This window comes from Pantoea sp. NSTU24, assembly GCF_050157905.1.
Classification (GTDB): Bacteria; Pseudomonadota; Gammaproteobacteria; order Enterobacterales; family Enterobacteriaceae; genus Pantoea.
The window spans coordinates 1,535,880-1,555,901 of record NZ_JBKIWZ010000001.1 but is presented as its reverse complement, the minus strand read 5'-3'; the positions used below and the strand labels follow the sequence as shown (position 1 = coordinate 1,555,901).

Genomic DNA, 20,022 nt, shown 5'->3' with positions numbered 1-20,022 from the left:
GTTTTCTCCTTCCGTTATTCGTGCTCGCCAGCCAGTTGCTGACGGATGAATTGAGTGGTCAGTGTGCGGGCGATGACCGGGCTGAAAGGCTTCCCACTCAGCGCGGCGCGCAGCCAAAGACCGTCGATCAGGGCGGCCAGACCGTGTGCGGCCAGTCGAGCCGATTCCAGCGGCAGTTCACGCCGGAACTCAACCACCAGCGTGGAGTAGAGCCGCCGGCTGCTGACCCGCTCAAGGCGGTTAAGCTGGGGCTGATGCATGCTGCTCGACCAGAAGTCGAGCCAGGCTTTCATCACGGCGGTGTGCACCTGGGTTTCGTCAAAGTTACCGTCGACGATGGCACACAGCCGCTGCTCTGCAGAGGCATCGGCCAGTGGCTTTAACCGTGCCAGCACCGCTAACCGCAGCTGACGCGTGACATCACGCATCGTGGCTTCCAGCAATCCGTTCTTGTCTTTGAAATAGTGACTGATGATGCCGGTTGAAACCCCCGCCCGACGGGCGATCTGGGCAATCGTGGCATCATTAATCCCGACTTCATTAATCGTGCTCAGGGTCGCATCAATCAGTTGCCGACGTCGTATCGGCTGCATCCCTACCTTTGGCATAGCTCCCGCTCCACCCTCAAATCGAGCCCCTATTAAAACTTTTTTTGATTGCACGTTCAATATAAAAAGAAAAGTTGTTAGGATGCTGTTCTTTAAATGTAGCGTAAGCGAAGCGGCATTGAGTGCTAAAATAGACTTGTTTGGTGCATGCTTTAACAGGAAGTCACAGATAGAAACATAGCCGTAGGGCCCGCTAACCGGGGACGGCACAACGTATCCATTGCGTATTTTCAGGACATTAACCAGAGGTAATCGATGAATAATCCACCTGCCGGTGAAAAAGACAGACTCAATCCCGTTGTATTTTATACCTCTGCCGGATTGATTCTGACGTTTTCACTCGTGACGATTCTCTACAGTGAAGTGGCCGCGAGCTGGATCCTTAAAGCGGTCAACTGGGTTTCCGCCACCTTTGGCTGGTATTACATGCTGGCTGCCACGCTTTATATCGTCTTTGTGCTCTACATGGCGTGCTCACGTTTTGGCTCCATCAAACTCGGACCAGAGCACTCCAAACCCGAATTCAGCGTGCTTAGCTGGTCAGCAATGCTGTTCGCCGCCGGGATCGGCATCGACCTGATGTTCTTCTCGGTCGCCGAACCGGTGACGCAATATATGCAGCCGCCGGAGGGCGCAGGGCAGACCCTGGAGGCCGCCCGCCAGTCGATGGTCTGGACGCTGTTCCACTACGGTCTGACCGGCTGGTCGATGTATGCCCTGATGGGCATCGCGCTGGGCTACTTCAGCTACCGCTATAATCTTCCGCTGACCATCCGTTCGGCGCTCTATCCCATCTTTGGTAAGCGTATTTATGGGCCGATTGGCCATACGGTGGATATCGCCGCGGTCATCGGCACCATCTTCGGTATCGCCACCACATTAGGGATAGGGGTCGTGCAGCTGAACTACGGCCTGAAAGTGCTGTTTGATGTACCGGAAGGCCTGACGGCGCAGACGGCACTGATCGTGCTTTCCGTGGTGATCGCCACCATCTCGGTGACCTCGGGCGTGGATAAGGGGATCCGTTTTCTCTCCGAGCTTAACGTCATCATGGCGCTGGGCCTGATTCTGTTTGTGCTGTTCTTCGGCAACACGGAGTTCCTGCTGAATGCGCTGGTGCTGAACGTCGGCGACTATATCAACCGCTTCATGGGCATGACGCTGAACACCTTTGCCTTTGACCGGCCAACGCAGTGGATGAACAGCTGGACACTCTTTTTCTGGGCCTGGTGGGTTGCCTGGTCGCCGTTTGTCGGCCTGTTTCTGGCGCGTATCTCCCGTGGCCGTACCATCCGTGAGTTTGTGCTGGGCACCCTGATCATTCCGTTCACCTTTACGCTGCTGTGGCTGTCGGTGTTTGGTAACGCGGCGCTCTATCAGATCATTCATGGTAACGCGGGCTTTGCGCAGGAAGTGATGGCGCATGCGGAGCGCGGCTTCTACAGCCTGCTGGCGCAGTACCCGGCCTTTAAACTCAGCGCCTCAATTGCCACCATCACCGGAATGCTTTTCTATGTCACTTCGGCGGATTCCGGCTCGCTGGTGCTGGGTAACTTCACCTCGCGGCTCAAAGACATCAACAGCGATGCGCCTAACTGGCTACGTATCTTCTGGTCGGTAGCGATTGGCGTACTGACGCTGAGTATGCTGATGACTAACGGGATCACAGCCCTGCAGAACACCACGGTTATCATGGGGCTGCCGTTCAGCTTTGTGATCTTCTTCGTGATGGCCGGACTGTTTAAATCGCTGAAAATTGAAGACCACCGCCGGGCCAGCGCCACGCGTGACACCGCGCCTTATCTGGCCCATGCCACCGACCGTCTGACCTGGAAGAAGCGTCTGTCGCGCCTGATGAACTACCCTGGCTCGCGCTACACTCAGCAGATGATGGAAAAAACTATCTTCCCGGCGATGCAGGAGGTGGCGAAAGAGCTGGAACTGCGTGATGGCCGGGTATCGCTGGAAAGCGTTGCGCCGGATGAGGCCAATCCGATCGGTTATCTGGATCTGCGCGTTCATCTGGGCGAAGAGCAGGACTTTATCTATCAGGTCTGGCCGCAGCAGTACTCCATTCCGGGCTTTACCTACCGCGCCCGCAGTGGCAAGTCGACTTACTACCGACTGGAAACCTTCCTGCTGGAAGGCAGTCAGGGTAATGACCTGATGGATTACAGCAAAGAGCAGGTAATCATCGATATCCTCGACCAGTACGAACGACACCTGAACTTCATCCATCTCAACCGTGAAGCACCGGGCAGCAACATCAGTTTCCCGAGCGTCTGACCCCGGGCCCGCCAGCTTATCACTGGCGGGCTTTTTTTTGGCCGCGCCAGCCTTCAGGCGCAGCCGGAATCGGCTATAGTCAGGCGTGACTGATTCGATGCCAGTGATTGCAGACAGGGAGTCCCATGGGAAAAATATTCAGTACGTTTCTGCCGCTTTACACCACCACGCTGCTGATGCTGCTCGGCTCCGGTCTGCTGACCACCTATGTGTCGCTGCGGCTGGCCAGCGAGCAGGTTAACGGCGCGATGATCGGGGCCATTATTGCGGCGAACTACATCGGGCTGGTGATTGGCGGCAAGGTCGGCCATAACCTGATCGCCCGCGTCGGCCATATCCGCGCTTATGTCGCCTGCGCCGGCATTATCACGGCCTCGGTGATCGGTCACGGGCTGACGGACGTGGTGCTGCTGTGGGTCTTTCTGCGTCTGATTATCGGCCTCTGCATGATGTGCCAGTATATGGTGCTGGAGAGCTGGCTCAACGACCAGGCGGAATCCTCCCAGCGCGGCATGATTTTTGGTTTATATATGGTCGCGACCTATCTCGGCTTGAGCGGTGGCCAGGTGGTGCTGAGCCTGCAGACCGGCTTCGGTGTCAGCACGCTGCTGATTGTTGCGCTCTGTTTCGCACTCTGTCTGGTGCCCATTGCGCTGACGACCCGCACCCACGTCAGGCCGATGACGCCAGCACCGATGGAACTGGGCTATTTTCTGCGGACCATTCCCCGGCTTCTGAGTACCACGCTGGTCACCGGCATGGCGATCGGGGCTTTCTATGGCCTGGCGCCGGTTTACGCCAGCAGCAAAGGCTTTACCACCAGCCAGACCGGTTATTTCATGAGTCTGACAATTTTTGCCGGGCTGGTGTCGCAGTTCCCGCTGAGCTGGCTCTCTGACCGCTTTGACCGCCAGCGGCTGCTCTTCCTGATCGCGATGCTGTTTGCAGTAGCCTGCGTGCCGCTGGTGGTACTGCCGCATCTGACCTTCCACTGGATGATCGGCATCGCCTTTGCCGCCAGCATGATGCAGTTCGCGCTCTATCCGCTGCAGGTGGCGCTGGCCAACGATCAGGTTGCTGCCGAACGGCGTGTATCGTTAACCGCCTGTCTGCTGATGGCGTTTGGCATCGGGGCCAGTATCGGGCCGCTGATGGTCGGCGCGCTGATGCAGCCCTTTGGCAGTAATATGCTCTATCTCTTCTTTGCGCTCTGCGCGCTGGTGATTGGCGGACTGAGTTACACCCGCGCGCCGCGGCCGCTGCCCACGACTGAAGTGCCGTTGCCCCATGTGGTGATGCCGGACAGTCTGGCGACCTCGCCGCTGGGTGCAGCCCTGATCCCGACGCTGGAAGAGGAGGTGATCCAGGCGTCGATGGGGGGGCAGGAACCGGCAGAGGAGCGCGGGGACGATGTGGCGGATGATGCCCTCGCGGAGGATGAATCAGTCATTAGTGGCTTTATTGATGATGACCTGGCTGATAATGATCTGATGGCGGATAAGGTCAGTGATGAAAAAAATTGCTCAGTAGATGATGATGAGGAGAGGCGGCACCGCTAGCCGTGGTCGGATCGCCTGCGGCGGATGACCACTGCAGACCATCGGTCGCCTTATCCGACATCTGACCGTGCGCCCCGGTTTCCGGGAGGCGAATAAAACATTTTCAGGAGAGCCTATGCTGGAACTTCGTCCCAATTGTGAACGCTGCGACAGCGATCTGCCGCCATCTTCGCTGGCGGCCCATATCTGCTCGTTTGAATGCACCTTCTGTGCGACCTGTACTGAGCAACTCGCGCACCATTGCCCCAACTGTGGCGGTGAGCTGGTGCGCCGTCCGGTGCGACCGGCCGATAAGCTGGTAAAATTTCCCGCCAAAGTACGGCAATAAAATCATCCGGGTGTCCTGTTTCGTCAGGCAGGGCCGGGCGTACAGGCGCAGATGTCAGCACGATGTGCGTAATGGCAGCAACAAAATCGGGTGTTTGAGTGACAGTGTCACTATTGTGGGGAGGCATTGCTCGATACTCAACGCAAGATGATTATCGGCACGTTAATCACCCGCGTTTTAACCGGCATCGCATTGTTGAAAAAGCCTGCCGCTTAACAGCTGCCGGCAGGCTTTATGCTGCGGCGTTCAGCGGAACAGCCGTCCATCGCGCACCAGTTCACGGGGATAGCTGTTTTTGATTCGGCTGCCCACTTTCTTTGCCAGCCCCAGCGGCTGCTGCTGATAGGTGACAATCATCTCATTGCTGGCAGGCGCCGTTTCCGGGTAAATATCCCGGCCGCGATACCACTCTTCCGCTTCTGCTGCCGTGAGTTCAAAACGCTGGTCTGCCTCGGGCTGCGCCAGTGCCACCACCGCCTCATGCTGCCAGCGATAGCCTTTTGCAAAGGTTTCCGCCAGCTTCAGACCAATGCGCGAAAAGCGCACCTTACCCAGCATAGGCGTGACAGCGTGCGGGAACAGCCAGATCTCTTTGTCCCGCTGCCACAGCGTTAGCGACGCATCCCATTTCAGTGATACCGCAGCAGCGGCGGCGACAATCTCACTTTCCTGTTTACGGCTGAGATGGGAAAAGGGCAGTTTGCCGACTTTATAGCCTGGAGCAGGCAGCGGCGCGACCGACGCGGTTTTACGCAGGCGGGCGACAAAGAAGCCTTCACTGTCAAAAATATGCGGGAAAACATGCAGATAGCCTTCCGGCGTCGCGGCCTGGTCCGCGCCGTGAAACAGTTCATTCAGCGGCAGGATGTCGACTGCGCCGGGATAGCGCTGTAACAGCCAGGCGATCACCTGCTGATTCTCGATCTGATTCAGGGTGCAGGTGGAGTAGACGAGCGTACCACCGGGTTTAAGGGCATGAAACGCACTGTCGAGCAGATCGCGCTGGGTTGCGGCAATCGCTTCCGTACTGGCCAGCGTCCAGTTTTTTAGTGCGTCGGCATCTTTGCGGATCACGCCTTCACCTGAGCAGGGCGCATCCAGCAGAATGGCATCAAACTGTTCCGGCAGAGCCGGACCAAACACCCGTGCGTCAAAGTGGGTCAGTGCGCTGTTGCTGACGCCGCAGCGGCTGATATTGGCATGCAGGACTTTTACCCGGCTGGCGGAGAATTCATTTGCCAGGATGACACCCTGATTATGCATTCGTGCAGCAATCTGGGTGGTTTTCGAGCCTGGCGCGGCGGCCATGTCCATCACGGCGCTGACGTCAGGCTGCGCATCGAACAGTGCGGTCACCGGCAGCATGGAGCTGGCTTCCTGAATATAAAACAGTCCGCTGAGATGCTCTGCCACACTGCCCAGCGGCAGGCTCTCATCTTCCCGGCTGATCCAGAATCCCTCTTCGCACCACGGCACCGGCGTCAGCTGCCAGCCGTAGTCAGCCGTCAGGGTCAGGAAGTCAGACACGCTGATCTTCAGGGTGTTGACGCGCAGGCTGCGGCGCAGCGGTTGCTGGCTGATGGCAATAAACTGGTCGAAACTCGCCTCATCGGACAGGCTCTGACGTATTAATGAGAGAAAATCGGCGGGGAAAAGCACAGAAGCATCTGACACGGGCACATTCCAGTAAAGGCAAAGGCGGCAGTGTATCACGCAGAAAGTAAACGGGCAGCCAGGCCGCCCGTTTCAGGGAAAATAAGTGCAGGGCTATGAGCTGATGCGGTTTCAGGCGGGTGAACGGGCTCAGGGAGCCGGCATCTTTTGGAAAGACGCAAGCGTTGCCCGCTCTGACGGGCACTGTGCGGAAATGGGCGCACCGCATTCAGGAGATGCGCTCTATCCGGGGCAACGCGTTACATTGTTTAAAAAATCATCCGGCGCGTTTGTCCTGCTGTCAGGGATTGCGCCGGGCGTGTGCTCTCATTGCTTCATTTTCTGAGCCGTCTGACCGGTTTCCGGCATGACCAGACTCAGCGGGGCGATGGAATGGCCGTTCCCCAGTTGCGCCACTCTTTCGGCGCTTCATCCTGTAAAAGGAAGTGCTTATCCGGGGTCGCCTGCGGTGCCAGCGGTACCGTAGGTGGCGTCGCAAACTGAATGCCGCCACGGATAAACTGCTGGAAAGTACCGGTTTTCACCACGCCGCCCACCAGACCAAAGTCGAGATTGTAGCCGGAGGCCAGCCAGAATACCGAATTGTTCCGCACCAGATGCTGATACTTCTTACTGATGCGCAGGGCAATCTGCACGCGATCCGCCATATTCCCCAGTGAGGTGCCGGTTACGGTACCCACTTCCACACCCCGGAACAGCACCGGCGTGCCCAGCGACAGGGAGCCTGCCTCCGTGGCATCGACATAAATATTCAGGCCGTTCAGATAGCGTGAATCGGTGATGGTGCTCTCCTGCAATTCAAACGACCGCGCGGCGCTGCCTTTACCCGGATCGACGTTGACATAAGGCTGCAGCAGCGTCTCCAGATGGTTGACGCCCGCCGCAGAGATCTCCGGAGAGACGACCGAGAAGCGGCTGCCCATGCGGGCAAAATCGTTAACATACTCAGGGTAGAGTACCGCTTTCGCCACCACCTGATTGTTATCTTTGCTTAACGACAGAGACTCCACCTGGCCGACGTTAATCCCCAGATATCGAATGGGCATCCCGGCTGAAAGCTTGCTGGCGTCGTAGGTGTGCAGCGTAATCTGGCTGCCGACCGCCCGGGCCGCCGTTTCGGAAGCATAAAGCACCCGTCTGGCCCCTTTGACAGACTGTGCACCACTCATGTTGTCAAAGCTGATCGCGCCTTTCAGCGCCCGGTTCAGCGGAGAGGCCTGCACAGTCAGGCCGCTGCCGTTCAGGCTGACGCGCGCGCCGCCTTCGGCCCAGAAGACGCTTTCGCTGGTCAGCAGCTTGCGATACTCCGGCTTGATATGCACCGCAATATCAAAGGCGTCGGCGCGCGGCGTCACTTTCACAATCTCGCCGACCTGATATTTGCGGTAAAGCACCACTGAACCCGCCTGCACGTCAGGCAGACTGTCCGCCGTCAGCATCAGCGTAGTAGACGGGCCATCGCCGGTAATACCTTCATCCGCTTTTTCCGCGTCAGCAAACAGCGGATAGGTATGTTTGGGTTCGCCTTTTTTACCCGGCTCCAGCCGGATTCCGCCATCGACCCACTCACGGGCGCTGGCACCTAACACCTGCATTCCATCCAGACCAAACTTCACATCGAGGCGGCTGTTGACGATAAACTTGCTGTCGCCGTGTACCAGGTTGCGATTCTCCGGGTTGATTGCCACCACGAAATTGACACCGTTTTCATCCAGTGAACGCGACATTACCTGACCGATCTGCATCCCGTGCAGCATCAGCGGCTGCCCCTGGTCAATGCCATAGCTTTCCGGCGCGCTGAGCCTGACCGTGAGCACATTCGGCTTCTGCAGCAGGGTTTCATTCGCTGCCAGTACGGTAAAATGCTGCTGCGGCTCGCCTTCACCCGGCACCAGCTCCAGCGTATTGCCGGTCAGTAGTGCGCTGAGGCTGGTGTCGGTCAGGCTGATTTTCGGGCTGTGCATCTCAATCCGCGTGCCGCTGCGCATCAGGCCGACCACGGAAGGATCGATGGTCAGCTCACCCGTGACTTTACCCCCATCCTGCAGGTTGAGTTTCGTCAGTGTGCCGACCTCCAGTCCCTGATAAACCAGTGGTGTGCTGCCCGCTTTCAGGTTTTTACCGTCAGGCAGATCCAGGGTGATCAGCACGCCGCGCTGGCTGTGCGCGAGGTCAGGATAGAGCCGGTAGTGCTGCTCCGCTTTCGCCGCCTGCGCGCCCTCTGGCGAGTCAAAGGCGATAGCGCCATTGACCAGCGCCGCCAGGCTCTCCAGCTGAACCTTTGCGCCGCTCAGGCTGACGTCGGCGTTGACGCCCGACACGTTCCAGAAGCGACTGCTGGTTTTCACCAGATTGACAAAACGACGGTCGATCAGCACATCGATCGCCACCCCGTCACTCTTGCTGTTGATGTTGTAGTCATAGACCCGGCCCACCGGAATTTTACGGTAGTAGACCAGCGATCCGGTGTTGAGCGAGCCCAGATCGGGCGCATGCAGGTGGATCAGCAGTTCGCCGGTATTGACCCGGTATTTCGGCTGCGTATCCAGCGCGGTAAAGGCTTCGCTGGGTTTACCTTTGCCCGGCATCATCCCGATGTAGTTACCGCCCACCAGCGCATCCAGCCCCGACACCCCCGCCAGGGAAGCTTTCGGCGTCACCAGCCAGAACTGCGTATCTTCACGCAGCGCATCGCGCATGTCGCTTTTGATGCTCGCTTTGATCTGAATGCTGCGATAGTCGTCGCTGAGATTAATGCCCTGCACGGTGCCCACTTCCACGCCCTGATAACGAATCGGGGTGCGGCCCGGCACGATCCCATCCGCCGTCTGGAAATTAATGGTGATGGTGGTGCCGCGCTCCTGATAATTGGTCCAGAGCAGCCAGCCGGCGATCAGCATCGCAATAATCGGCAGCAGCCAGAAGGGCGAAATCTTACGCTTATTGCGCAGCGTGGCGTTAGTCGGTGTAGTCGGCGTTTCCTGTTGCATGTGCATCCCAGAGCAGGCGGCTATCCAGCCACTCAACAGACATTATGGTCAGGATGACGGCCGCGCCAAAAAACAGCGCCGCCGGTCCCATGGTAAAAGCCAGCAGCTGGTCACGGTTGACCAGCGACATGGTTAATGAAATGACAAACAGATCGAGCATCGACCAGCGGCCCACCCAGGTGACGAACCGCAGTAACAGGATGCGGGTTCTGAGCCCCTGTTCACAGCGAAAGTGAATGCTGAGCAGCAGCGTCAGCATGACCAGCACCTTGGTAAAGGGCACCAGAATACTGGCGATAAACACAATCGCGGCCACCGGCACATTGCCTTCCCCCAGCGACAGGATGCCGGAGAAGATCGTATCCTCGCGGCGCGACCCGTTCACGTAGACCACCGAAATGGGCATCAGGTTGGCGGGGATCAGCAACACAATCGACGCAATCAGCGCGGCCCAGGATTTTTGCAGGCTGTGCCGACGCCGGAAGTCGAGCGGGGTATGGCAGCGCGGACAGCGGCCACGCGCGTCGGGCAGGCCGGTGTTGTGGCAGTTCAGGCAGACCTGCATCGCGTCGCGGGCCATATTCCCCGGCCGCTGCGGGTAGAAATGCTCCCACAGCTGCTCCATATTCAGATGGATCAGCGTCAGCACGCTGAGCACCGTCAGGGCAATGTAGGCCGCCAGCCCGTAGCCAATCTCCAGCGAAGCATAGTCCTGCACTTTAATGGACGCCACGGCGATACCGATCAGATAGATATCGAGCATCACCCACTCTTTGAGCTTCTCCAGCATCAGCAGCACGGGCCGCAGGTTCATCCCCAGGCGCTGCCCGATGCCGAGATAACAGATGCCGGCCACCAGCGTGACCGGCGCGCCGATGGTGCAGAACGCCACCATCGAGGCGGTCAGCACATCGCCCTGCTGGGTCATCTGGATAACGCCCTCCAGCACGCTGGCATTAATGCGCATCCCAAGCAGCCGGATATCGACCAGCGGCATTGAGAAGGCGAAGGGCATTAATACAATCATGGTAGCGGCCATAGCCATCAGGCGGGTCATGGACCAGTCGCGACCGCTGAGAATTTCGGCATTGCAGCGCGGGCAATAGGCCGACTGATGCGATTTCACATCCGGTAAGGAAAAAAGGGTATCGCATTGCGGACAACGCTGATAACGTGCGTGAGGCAATGTCTGGCTGATAGCGTGAATTTTCATAGGGTGAGGCAGTCTTCGCTCTTCAGAAGTCACTATTATTGGTCATCAGGACATTGTCTGTGTGCCTGTCTCGGGCATCACGCTTCGATCCACAGAATGCTAAGGTTATAGCAACTAACGCGATGATTCACCTTGTGGCTCTGGATATTTAAAACTTATTTTTAACGAACGGGCTCAATCACTCCGTTCAGATGTCATTGGTAACGGTTAAATAATGAACAAAACTGCCTTTTACGCCGATTTGAATCGCGATATGCGCGCCTTGCTGGCGGGAGAAACGGCGTTCCTCGCCGCAATGGGTAACTTCAGCGCGCTGCTGTACGAACGTCTCGAAGGGGTGAACTGGGCCGGTTTCTATCTGCTGACGGAAGCTGATACGCTGGTACTGGGCCCGTTTCAGGGCAAAATCGCCTGTGTGCGCATTCCGGTTGGTAAAGGTGTATGTGGCACGGCGCTGGCAGAAGAAAAAGTGCAACGCGTGGATGATGTGCATGCTTTCCCAGGCCACATCGCCTGTGACGCTGCCAGCAATGCTGAGATTGTGATTCCTCTGAAAGTGAATGGCACGGTGGTTGGCGTGCTGGACATTGACAGCGTAGTGTTCAATCGCTTTGACAGCGACGACGAATCGGGCCTGGTCACACTGACAGATGGGCTTTGTGAAGTGCTTGCGAACAGCGACTTAGAAAAATATCTGCAGCTGACACGCAGCTAATCGACTGGATCACATGGCATTTAGCGATGTTGTCATTATAATGTCGCCTGTTCATGCCTGCGCTGGTCGGCAAACCCGTTGTAATCAGGAAATTTCATGGAAAATCAACCTAAGTTGAATAGCAGTAAAGAAGTTATCACGTTTCTGGCGGAGCGCTTTCCGCACTGCTTTAGCGCTGAAGGCGAAGCGCGTCCGCTCAAAATCGGTATCTTTCAGGATCTGGTCGAGCGTGTTCAGGGCGAAATGGGTCTGAGCAAAACGCAGTTGCGTTCTGCACTGCGTCTCTATACGTCAAGCTGGCGTTATCTGTACGGCATCAAAGCCGGCGCCATTCGTGTCGATCTCGACGGCAACGCCTGTGGCGTACTGGACGAGCAGCACGTTGAGCATGCTCGCAAACAGCTGGAAGAAGCCAAAGCGCGTGTTCAGGCGCAGCGTGATCAGCAGCGCGCCGCACGTCGTGAAGCTGGCGAGGGTGAAGAGAACGCGGCACCGCGTCGTGCCCGTAAGCCGGCTGCCCGTAAGCCTGCAGAAAGCGATGCACCGCGTAAACCGCGTCCTCAGAACACGGCACCGCGTGCGACCGCCTCACAGCATCGCAAGCCCGCTCCACGTCCGGAGCAGGAAGCTCAGCCCATCACTGATACCTCAACTTTGCAACCCGGCCAGAGTATTAAAGTTAAAGCAGGCAAAAGTGCGATGGACGCTACCGTTCTGGAAGTATCGAAAGACGGCGTTCGGGTCCAGCTCGCTTCCGGCATGGCAATGATTGTGCGCGCAGAACACTTGCAGTTCTGAAACGGAGGCTAACCCCGGCATGAACACCCTTTTAAAAGTTGGACTTATTGCGGGCCTGCTGTTAGCAGGCCCCACCTTCGGCGCGGAGAACATTACGCGCGCCGATCAGATCCCCCAGCTTCACGAAGATCCGCAGGACCCGACGGTCAGTGAGCGCGTAACCTCGCGCTTTACCCGTTCCCACTACCGCCAGTTCGATCTGGATCAGAACTTTTCAGCGAAGATTTTCGACCGCTATCTGAACATGCTCGACTACAGCCATAACGTGCTGCTGGCGTCGGATGTGGCGCAGTTTGCCAGCAAAAAAGGAACGGTTGGCGATGAGCTGCGCAGTGGCAAACTGGACCTTTTCTACGATCTCTACAATCTGGCGCAGAAACGCCGTTTTGAGCGCTACCAGTATGCGCTGACGGTGCTGGCTCGCCCGATGAATTTCAGCGGCAATGACACTATCGACATTGATCGCGCAAAAGCGCCCTGGCCAAAAGATGAAGCGGAACTTAACGCGCTCTGGGATGCCAAGGTCAAATATGACCAGCTGAGTCTGAAGCTGGCAGGCAAAGACGATAAGGAGATTCGCGACGTTCTGACCAAGCGTTACAACTTCGCAATCCGTCGTCTGGCCCAGAGCAACGGCGAAGACGTTTTCCAGCTGGTGATGAACGCCTTTGCCCGCGAGATTGATCCGCACACCAGCTATCTGTCGCCGCGTAACACCGAACAGTTCAACACCGAAATGAGCCTCTCTCTGGAGGGAATCGGTGCCGTGCTACAGATGGACGATGACTACACCGTCATCAACTCAATGGTTGCAGGCGGCCCGGCTGCCAAAAGTAAAGCTATCACCGTAGGCGATCGCATCGTAGGTGTGGGTCAGCCTGGTAAGCCGATCGAAGATGTGATCGGCTGGCGTCTGGATGATGTTGTCGCCAAAATTAAAGGACCAAAAGGCAGTAAAGTCCGCCTTGAAATCCTGCCAGCCGGAAAGGGCACGAAAACCCGTACTGTGACGCTGACGCGCGAGAAAATCCGTCTGGAAGATCGCGCGGTGAAAATGAGCGTCAAAAATGTCGGCAAACAGAAGGTGGGCGTGCTTGATATTCCGGGCTTCTATGTCGGCCTGACCGATGACGTAAAAGTGCAGCTGCAGAAACTGCAGAAGCAGAACGTTGACAGCGTAGTGATCGATCTACGCACCAACGGCGGTGGCGCACTGACTGAAGCCGTGTCACTTTCCGGTCTGTTTATTCCGAGCGGTCCGGTGGTGCAGGTTCGCGACAACAACGGCCGTGTACGCGAAGACAGCGATAACGACGGCGTGGTTTACTATAAAGGTCCGCTGGTCGTGCTGGTCGATCGCTTCAGTGCCTCGGCCTCTGAGATCTTCGCTGCTGCAATGCAGGATTATGGCCGCGCGGTGATTGTCGGTGAACCGACCTTTGGTAAAGGCACCGTACAGCAGTATCGCTCGCTGAATCGCATCTACGATCAGATGCTGCGTCCGGAGTGGCCTGCGTTAGGTTCTGTTTCCTACACCATTCAGAAGTTTTATCGCATCAACGGCGGCAGCACCCAGCGTAAAGGCGTTACGCCCGATCTGCTGATGCCAACCGGCGTGGAAGCGGCTGAAACCGGTGAGAAATTTGAGGATAACGCCCTGCCGTGGGACAGCATCAAGGCCGCAACCTATACCCGAACAGGTGATGTTAAACCGCTGGTTGCGCAGCTGACGAAGCAGCATGCTGAGCGTATTGCTCAGGATCGCGAATTCCAGTACATCATGAAGGACATTGCGCGTTTCAATGCCATGAAGGATAAACGTAACATCGTTTCACTGAATCTGGCGCAGCGCGAGAAAGAGAATCGCGAAGATGATGCGTCACGTCTGGAACGTATTAACGCGCGCTATCAGGCCGAAGGCAAAAAACCGCTGAAAAATCTGGACGAACTGCCGAAAGATTATAAAGAGCCCGATCCTTACCTCGATGAGACGGTAAAGATTGCGAACGATCTTGCGCAGCTGGAAAAATCTCAGCCCGAGACACCGGCGGCAAAATAACCCGCTATTGTCCTGAAAAGCACCGCTTAGCGGTGCTTTTTTTTGCCTGTGGGAAAGTTTCCGGTTATCCGGAATCCGGGCGATAAAAGACGCCGGAATGCCTGGCCCGGATTCAGACGTGTCAGAATGTAAAGTTATGTCTTTTTAGGCACTTAAACGTTAAGGTTGCTTGAAAACCCGCGCAATGCCCATAGGATAGGGATCCGCGTATAGGCGCGTGAACAACTGAGGAAGATTAACCAAAATGATGCGTATTGCTCTTTTCCTGATGACCAACCTGGCTGTGATGTTGGTATTCGGGCTGATTCTCAGCCTGACAGGGATCCAGTCAAGCAGTGTTCAGGGTCTGATGATTATGGCAGGTCTGTTTGGCTTTGGCGGTGCGTTTGTTTCACTGCTGATGTCGAAGTGGATGGCACTGCGATCGGTTGGCGGTGAAGTGATTGAACAGCCACGCAACGAAACCGAGCGCTGGCTGATGGAAACCATTGGCCGTCAGGCCCAGCAGGCGGGCATTGCGATGCCCCAGGTGGCGATCTATCACGCCCCGGACATCAACGCCTTTGCCACGGGCGCGCGGCGTAATGCCTCGCTGGTCGCCGTCTCGACCGGCCTGCTGCAGAACATGAGCCGCGACGAAGCGGAAGCGGTGCTGGCGCATGAAGTGTCGCACATCGCGAACGGCGACATGATCACCATGACGCTGATTCAGGGCGTGGTGAACACCTTCGTAATTTTCGTATCACGTATTCTGGCGCAGATTGCGGCGGGCTTTATGTCCGGCAACCGTGACGATGAGGAGAGCAGCAACGGCAACCCGCTGGTCTACTTTGCGGTTTCAATGGTACTGGAGCTGGTGTTTGGTATTCTTGCCAGCATCATCACCATGTGGTTCTCCCGTCACCGTGAGTTCCACGCCGATGCCGGTTCAGCGAAGCTGGTAGGACGTGAGAAGATGATTGCCGCGCTGCAGCGCCTGAAAACCAGCTACGAGCCGCAGGAACCCAGCAGCATGATGGCGTTCTGTATCAACGGCAAAGGTAAATCCTTTAGCGAGCTGTTTATGTCGCACCCGCCGCTGGACAAACGTATCGAAGCATTGCGCAGTGGCCAGTATCTGAAATAGTGCGCAGCAGCATAAAAAAGGCGACCTTCGGGTCGCCTTTTTATTTTGCCGCCATCAGGCGCGGCGTTGCGTCATACGCGACACGCTGACCAGTGCCGCAATGGCGGCGAAACTGCCCGCCAGCAGCAGCGACGCATGTGTACCCTGTTCGTCGAACAGATTAAACATCAGGGCAACCAGTGCCGCGCCCATACTCTGCCCCAGCAGACGCGCGGTGCCCAGCATACCGCTGGCACCGCCGCTACGATGACGGGGCGCCGACGTCACAATCGTATGATTGTTGGGTGACTGAAACAGCCCGAACCCGGCACCGCACAGCATCATGCGCCAGATAATATCGCCATCAGCCGGTGCGGCGGGCAGCCAGGCAAGCAGGAACAGTCCCAGGGCGAACATAGCCAGGCCGATGCCGCCCAGCAGACCGGCGTGGAAGCGTTCAATCAGCCGGCCTGCAATTGGGGCAAAAATCATCGTCGCCAGCGGCCACGGCGTCAGCAGCAGACCTGTTGCCACTTCACTGCGCTGCAAAACGTTCTGCAGAAAGAAGGGCAGCGAAACCATCGCCAGCATCTGCGCGCAGAAGGAGCAGACCGAGGTGCCCATCGACAGGCTGAAGATCGGAATGCGCAGCAGATCCACCGGTAACAGCGGCACCGCCATGTTGAGCTGACGCCGGATAAAGAACCAGCCGATAATCAGCAGCGCCAGCACCTCCGCCAGCACCAGCAGATGACGCTGACCCTGGGCAAAACCGCTCAGGGAAGAGATGATCAATCCAAAGAACAGTGCGTTCAGGATGGCACTGGGTACGTCGAATTTCTGTGTCGTTGTCTTCTGCGGATTATCCGGCAGGGTGCGTAGCGCCAGCCAGAGTGCCACGGCGCCCAGCGGCACGTTGATCAGAAACAGCCATTTCCAGCTTGCCACTGACAGGACAGCCGCCGCCACGGTAGGGCCGGCCGCCGTTGACACCGCCACTACCAGTGAGTTGATCGCCATACCGCGCCCCAGATAGCGCTGTGGATAGATAATGCGTATCAGCGCGGTATTCACACTCATCAGTGCCGCGCCACCCAGCCCCTGAAGCACCCTGGCACAGGTCAGCATGGTCAGTGAAGTTGAAAAGGCGCAGAACAGCGAGGTGGCAATAAACAGCGCCAGACCTGCCTGATAGACACGACGATAGCCGAGCATGTCGCCGATAAACGAGAGCGACAGCAGCGAGACGATAATAGCAATCTGATAAGCATTCACAATCCAGATTGACTGTGCCGGGCTGGCATTCAGTTCACGCGAAATGGTCGGCAGCGCAACGTTGGCAATGGCGCCATCCAGCACCGCCATCGTCAGACCGAGGGCGATGGTAAGAATTGCCCGATAGCGCTGTGCGACGGGTAATCCATCCTGCGGGGGAGAGAGGGTCATAAGTAAGTTACTGAAGAGGGTGAATATCATCATGCTAATGAAATCAGCCGGAAAATGCAGCGGCCTGCTGAATAAAAACTGTCTTAAAATATGACTTAATGGTTAAAGGATTGCTGCCCTGAGGGGGCTCCCTCTATACTGAGCATCCGTTCCATTTTTTTTGAAACAGCTCAACAAGGTGCGCGATGTCTTCCGTTGACAATGATAAACAGCCCGATTCAGTCTCGTCCGTTCTCAAAGTGTTTGGCATTTTGCAGGCGCTGGGTGAGGAGCGCGATCACGGTATTACCGACCTCGCGCAGCGTGTGATGATGTCCAAGAGCACCGTCTATCGTTTTCTGCAAACCATGAAGTCACTGGGCTATGTGGCGCAGGAAGGCGAGAGTGAAAAGTACTCGCTGACGCTGAAGCTGTTTGAACTGGGCGCGAAAGCGCTGCAGAACGTTGATTTAATTCGCAGCGCCGATGTGCAGATGCGGGAGCTGTCGCGCCTGACCCGGGAAACCATTCATCTGGGTGCACTGGAAGAAGACAGCATTGTCTATATTCACAAAATCGACTCGCTCTACAATCTGCGCATGTATTCGCGTATTGGTCGCCGGAATCCGCTGCACACGACCGCCATTGGCAAAGTGCTGCTCGCCTGGCGCGATCGCAGCGAGGTGGATGAAATACTGCGGCAAGTCGAGTTCAGGCGCAGCACCGCCAATACGCTGGTAAGCGCAGAGGCGTTGCTTGCTGTGCTGGATCAGGTCAGAGCGCAGGGATACGGCGAAGATAATGAAGAGCAGGAAGAGGGGTTACGCTGCCTCGCCGTACCGGTGTTCGACCGCTTTGGCGTGGTGATTGCCGGGCTCAGTATCTCTTTCCCCACCATCCGGTTTTCAGAGGATGCCCGCCAGGATTATGTCAATATGCTGCACCGGGCGGCGCGTACGCTCTCCGCCGGGATGGGCTACCACGACTATCCATTCTGAGCAAAAGCGGGCCATCCGGCCCGCTCATCATTAATTGTCGATCACCTCTCCGCTTTTCTTGAGCAGCGGACAATCTGTGACGCCGACCACGCCACTGTCAGTATGCAGATACTGCGCACTGATCACACCACGCGCAGTCAGGTAACTGCACTGCAGGCCGAGGCCAGCCGCATTTTTCGTACTGCCGGTCAGCACCCCGTAGCCGGTAAACAGCATCGCCAGCCAGATAACCGCCAGCAGGCCTATTGCGCGAACAAACAGTTTCATGAAGTCTCCTTGAGAAAATAGCTCAGCGCCTCACATGGTGCTGCCGGGTATAATGATATCAGCATGCCCGGCTTTTCTGACGGAATCGATCAGAGATAACTGAAACGGCAAATTCTGCATTGCAGTTTGCCCCATTATCTTTTGCAGTGGCGACAGGTAGAATAGACCGCTGCAACGTTCTGGCATTTCCACTTAGTTTTATGAGGCAGTTATGAATGAGTTAGCCGCAAATTCGGGATCGCTGGTCAGTTATGGCCTGCTGGTCATTATGGTGATTGTGGCGTTTATCGCCTGGTTCTTTGTGAACCGGGCCAGTGTGCGTGCCGGTGAACAGATCCGGTTACTGGAGTCGCTGCTGGAGGAGCAGAAGAAACAGAATCAGCTGCTGCGCCGGCTGGTCGAGATGCAACCCGGAGCCGGGATGCATAAAACCGATGATAAACAGGATAAGCGGGATTTTATCCGGTTAATTCCGGAACGTTAATCACAGCAGGGAGGCGGGATGGCCTGGAAAAATCCGTGGTATGACAGCAGCAAAGTGCACCATACACCTCAGGGCTTTACCAATCCTGAGCCAGATCTGCGGCAGCCGGGCGATCTCAGGCGCTGGCGACGGGAGCGCAAAGCTGAAGGATTGCCGCTGCCGCCCCGGCAGGGCTACGCGGCTTTTGTGGAAGAGTGGTGGCAGCCTGCTGATTTCAGCGGCAGCGACGATCGTATCTGGTGGCTCGGTCATGCCGCCGTACTGCTGCGCCTCAGCCAGCGCTATATCCTTATCGATCCGGCCCTCTCGCCCCGTGCCTCGCCGTTGCCGTTTGCCGGTCCGCAGCGGAAAACACCTGCGCCACTCAGCATCGGCGATTTGCCACAGCTTGATGTGGTGCTGATTTCACATAATCACTACGATCACCTCGACCGGCCAACGGTGAAGGCAATTATCCGCCATTTTCCGCAGGCGAACTTTATTGTGCCGCTGGGGCTGGCGGAATGGTGCAGGGCACGCGGCGTCAGGAAGGTGCATGAGCTTGACTGGTGGCAGACGATCACGCTCGATGATATCTGTTTTGATGCCGTCCCGGCGCGTCACTGGAGTATGCGGACGCCCTGCGACCGCAACCGCTCACTCTGGTGCGGCTGGGTTGTCCGCTCAGCCACCTGCCGTTTCTGGTTTTCCGGCGACAGTGGCTACAGCGACAGCCTCGCTGAAATTCCCTCCCGGCTGGGCCCGTTCACGCTGGCAGCGCTGCCGATTGGCGCCTACGCCCCGCGCTGGTTTATGGCCGGACAGCACATGGATCCGGATCAGGCGGTGGCGCTATGGCAAAAGGCTGGCAGGCCAATGACGCTGCCCATCCACTGGGGCGTTTTTGAGCTGGCTGATGAATCGCTGGATGCGCCGCCGCAGGAACTGGCGCAGGCGCTATGCCGGGCACAGGAGCGCAACGGTAACTTTGCGCCATGGCGAATAGGCGAAAGCCGCAGCCTGAATAACCCCGCCCAGGAATCATCCTAAAGCCTGCCGGATAAATAAAAGCCAGCATTTTTTATCCGGCATCAATTTTTTTCAAATCGAAAGTTAAATTCTTAATAAGTAAAATGGCTCCTGATGCTTTTATTTGGAGCAGCGCTTATGTCTGGCTCCTGCTTTTGGTGCAAAAAAAGTGTTAATTGTACGAAATAAAAGATGCTGTACAGGATTGGCGGTCGATTTCACCTAACACAAAAGGGTACCGCTTCGCTTATTAATTCTGCTTCTGCCATATTTATGCAATATTAATTTCTTATGATATCCATCAGGTTAGCCCTGGATACTGCATGCGGAAAAGGGTATCAGGCCGGGCTAAGGCGTTATTCACGCCGCCTTTTGTTCTGTGTCCCGAACAGGCAATGTAACTCTTCTGCCAATTGTGTGCGCAGCCTCGCTGAGGCATTAAAAATGGCTTGCCATTATTTTTGGGATATGTGATAACAATTCGTGGGTTAAACGAGGTACAGTT

General features: G+C 56.7%; 17 protein-coding genes. 11 read left to right on the top strand and 6 right to left on the bottom strand.

The features are described from left to right. Nucleotides 1-14: 14 nt before the first annotated feature. Nucleotides 15-608 (bottom strand): transcriptional regulator BetI, encoded by a 594-nt coding sequence (gene betI / locus ACLHDD_RS07555; RefSeq protein ID WP_427103606.1) that lies wholly within the window; start codon nucleotides 606-608, stop codon nucleotides 15-17. 255 nt (nucleotides 609-863) lie between these two features. On the opposite strand from betI, the gene ACLHDD_RS07550 reads away from it, so the two are divergent. From ACLHDD_RS07550 to ACLHDD_RS07540, 3 genes are all read left to right on the top strand, one after another. Continuing rightward, on the top strand, nucleotides 864-2,894 hold the full coding sequence (locus ACLHDD_RS07550; RefSeq protein WP_427103605.1) for a choline transporter: 2,031 nt from the start codon (nucleotides 864-866) through the stop codon (nucleotides 2,892-2,894). 125 nt (nucleotides 2,895-3,019) lie between these two features. Further along, complete coding sequence (locus ACLHDD_RS07545) at nucleotides 3,020-4,453, top strand: MFS transporter (protein ID WP_427103604.1); 1,434 nt, start codon at nucleotides 3,020-3,022, stop codon at nucleotides 4,451-4,453. A 115-nt stretch (nucleotides 4,454-4,568) separates the two neighbouring features. Next, nucleotides 4,569-4,781 (top strand): DUF1272 domain-containing protein, encoded by a 213-nt coding sequence (locus ACLHDD_RS07540; protein WP_427103603.1) that lies wholly within the window; start codon nucleotides 4,569-4,571, stop codon nucleotides 4,779-4,781. Between the two features lie 246 nt (nucleotides 4,782-5,027). Here ACLHDD_RS07540 and rsmF read toward each other — a convergent pair whose 3' ends face one another. Further along, complete coding sequence (gene rsmF, locus ACLHDD_RS07535) at nucleotides 5,028-6,455, bottom strand: 16S rRNA (cytosine(1407)-C(5))-methyltransferase RsmF (protein ID WP_427103602.1); 1,428 nt, start codon at nucleotides 6,453-6,455, stop codon at nucleotides 5,028-5,030. 85 nt (nucleotides 6,456-6,540) lie between these two features. Here rsmF and ACLHDD_RS07530 point away from each other — a divergent pair, with 85 nt between their 5' ends. Further along, the gene (locus ACLHDD_RS07530) at nucleotides 6,541-6,780 is read left to right on the top strand and encodes a hypothetical protein (RefSeq protein ID WP_427103601.1); all 240 of its coding nucleotides are present in this window, start codon (nucleotides 6,541-6,543) and stop codon (nucleotides 6,778-6,780) included. A 31-nt stretch (nucleotides 6,781-6,811) separates the two neighbouring features. Here ACLHDD_RS07530 and ACLHDD_RS07525 read toward each other — a convergent pair whose 3' ends face one another. Continuing rightward, a complete protein-coding gene (locus ACLHDD_RS07525) occupies nucleotides 6,812-9,445 on the bottom strand; it encodes an MlaD family protein (protein ID WP_427103600.1) in 2,634 nt (877 codons plus the stop codon). Further along, the gene (gene yebS, locus ACLHDD_RS07520) at nucleotides 9,414-10,658 is read right to left on the bottom strand and encodes a membrane integrity lipid transport subunit YebS (RefSeq protein ID WP_140917265.1); all 1,245 of its coding nucleotides are present in this window, start codon (nucleotides 10,656-10,658) and stop codon (nucleotides 9,414-9,416) included. Before yebS ends, ACLHDD_RS07525 begins: the two co-directional genes overlap by 32 nt. A gap of 214 nt (nucleotides 10,659-10,872) precedes the next feature. Between yebS and ACLHDD_RS07515 the strand changes: the two genes are divergently transcribed. From ACLHDD_RS07515 to htpX, 4 genes are all read left to right on the top strand, one after another. Next, nucleotides 10,873-11,373 carry a GAF domain-containing protein gene (locus ACLHDD_RS07515; protein ID WP_111138849.1) on the top strand — a complete coding sequence of 167 codons (501 nt, stop codon included), beginning with the start codon at nucleotides 10,873-10,875 and terminating at the stop codon, nucleotides 11,371-11,373. Nucleotides 11,374-11,469: 96 nt separating this feature from the next. Then, complete coding sequence (proQ, locus tag ACLHDD_RS07510) at nucleotides 11,470-12,171, top strand: RNA chaperone ProQ (protein ID WP_427103599.1); 702 nt, start codon at nucleotides 11,470-11,472, stop codon at nucleotides 12,169-12,171. Nucleotides 12,172-12,190: 19 nt separating this feature from the next. Further along, a complete protein-coding gene (gene prc / locus ACLHDD_RS07505) occupies nucleotides 12,191-14,230 on the top strand; it encodes a carboxy terminal-processing peptidase (protein WP_427103598.1) in 2,040 nt (679 codons plus the stop codon). Nucleotides 14,231-14,474: 244 nt separating this feature from the next. Further along, nucleotides 14,475-15,356, top strand: a complete 882-nt coding sequence (gene htpX / locus ACLHDD_RS07500) for a protease HtpX (RefSeq protein WP_313655649.1) — start codon at nucleotides 14,475-14,477, stop codon at nucleotides 15,354-15,356. A 54-nt stretch (nucleotides 15,357-15,410) separates the two neighbouring features. Here htpX and ACLHDD_RS07495 read toward each other — a convergent pair whose 3' ends face one another. Next, nucleotides 15,411-16,781 (bottom strand): MFS transporter, encoded by a 1,371-nt coding sequence (locus ACLHDD_RS07495; RefSeq protein ID WP_427103597.1) that lies wholly within the window; start codon nucleotides 16,779-16,781, stop codon nucleotides 15,411-15,413. Between the two features lie 185 nt (nucleotides 16,782-16,966). Here ACLHDD_RS07495 and kdgR point away from each other — a divergent pair, with 185 nt between their 5' ends. After that, on the top strand, nucleotides 16,967-17,758 hold the full coding sequence (gene kdgR / locus ACLHDD_RS07490; RefSeq protein ID WP_427103596.1) for a DNA-binding transcriptional regulator KdgR: 792 nt from the start codon (nucleotides 16,967-16,969) through the stop codon (nucleotides 17,756-17,758). Nucleotides 17,759-17,788: 30 nt separating this feature from the next. Here the strand turns inward: kdgR and ACLHDD_RS07485 are convergent, their stop codons facing one another. Continuing rightward, a complete protein-coding gene (locus ACLHDD_RS07485; protein WP_313655652.1) occupies nucleotides 17,789-18,025 on the bottom strand; it encodes a YobH family protein in 237 nt (78 codons plus the stop codon). Nucleotides 18,026-18,236: 211 nt separating this feature from the next. On the opposite strand from ACLHDD_RS07485, the gene ACLHDD_RS07480 reads away from it, so the two are divergent. Then, on the top strand, nucleotides 18,237-18,509 hold the full coding sequence (locus ACLHDD_RS07480; RefSeq protein WP_427103595.1) for a YebO family protein: 273 nt from the start codon (nucleotides 18,237-18,239) through the stop codon (nucleotides 18,507-18,509). An 18-nt stretch (nucleotides 18,510-18,527) separates the two neighbouring features. Further along, nucleotides 18,528-19,538 carry an MBL fold metallo-hydrolase gene (locus tag ACLHDD_RS07475; RefSeq protein ID WP_427103594.1) on the top strand — a complete coding sequence of 337 codons (1,011 nt, stop codon included), beginning with the start codon at nucleotides 18,528-18,530 and terminating at the stop codon, nucleotides 19,536-19,538. Nucleotides 19,539-20,022 lie beyond the last annotated feature (484 nt).

Bases quoted from the DNA above. Each gene is read 5' to 3' on its own strand.
- betI (WP_427103606.1), bottom strand. From the start codon at position 608: ATGCCAAAGGTAGGGATGCAGCCGATACGACGTCGGCAACTGATTGAT.
- kdgR (WP_427103596.1), top strand. From the start codon at position 16,967: ATGTCTTCCGTTGACAATGATAAACAGCCCGATTCAGTCTCGTCCGTT.
- ACLHDD_RS07545 (WP_427103604.1), top strand. From the start codon at position 3,020: ATGGGAAAAATATTCAGTACGTTTCTGCCGCTTTACACCACCACGCTG.
- ACLHDD_RS07540 (WP_427103603.1), top strand. From the start codon at position 4,569: ATGCTGGAACTTCGTCCCAATTGTGAACGCTGCGACAGCGATCTGCCG.
- ACLHDD_RS07480 (WP_427103595.1), top strand. From the start codon at position 18,237: ATGAATGAGTTAGCCGCAAATTCGGGATCGCTGGTCAGTTATGGCCTG.
- prc (WP_427103598.1), top strand. From the start codon at position 12,191: ATGAACACCCTTTTAAAAGTTGGACTTATTGCGGGCCTGCTGTTAGCA.
- ACLHDD_RS07485 (WP_313655652.1), bottom strand. From the start codon at position 18,025: ATGAAACTGTTTGTTCGCGCAATAGGCCTGCTGGCGGTTATCTGGCTG.
- ACLHDD_RS07475 (WP_427103594.1), top strand. From the start codon at position 18,528: ATGGCCTGGAAAAATCCGTGGTATGACAGCAGCAAAGTGCACCATACA.
- ACLHDD_RS07525 (WP_427103600.1), bottom strand. From the start codon at position 9,445: ATGCAACAGGAAACGCCGACTACACCGACTAACGCCACGCTGCGCAAT.
- proQ (WP_427103599.1), top strand. From the start codon at position 11,470: ATGGAAAATCAACCTAAGTTGAATAGCAGTAAAGAAGTTATCACGTTT.
- htpX (WP_313655649.1), top strand. From the start codon at position 14,475: ATGATGCGTATTGCTCTTTTCCTGATGACCAACCTGGCTGTGATGTTG.
- ACLHDD_RS07495 (WP_427103597.1), bottom strand. From the start codon at position 16,781: ATGACCCTCTCTCCCCCGCAGGATGGATTACCCGTCGCACAGCGCTAT.
- ACLHDD_RS07515 (WP_111138849.1), top strand. From the start codon at position 10,873: ATGAACAAAACTGCCTTTTACGCCGATTTGAATCGCGATATGCGCGCC.
- ACLHDD_RS07550 (WP_427103605.1), top strand. From the start codon at position 864: ATGAATAATCCACCTGCCGGTGAAAAAGACAGACTCAATCCCGTTGTA.
- yebS (WP_140917265.1), bottom strand. From the start codon at position 10,658: ATGAAAATTCACGCTATCAGCCAGACATTGCCTCACGCACGTTATCAG.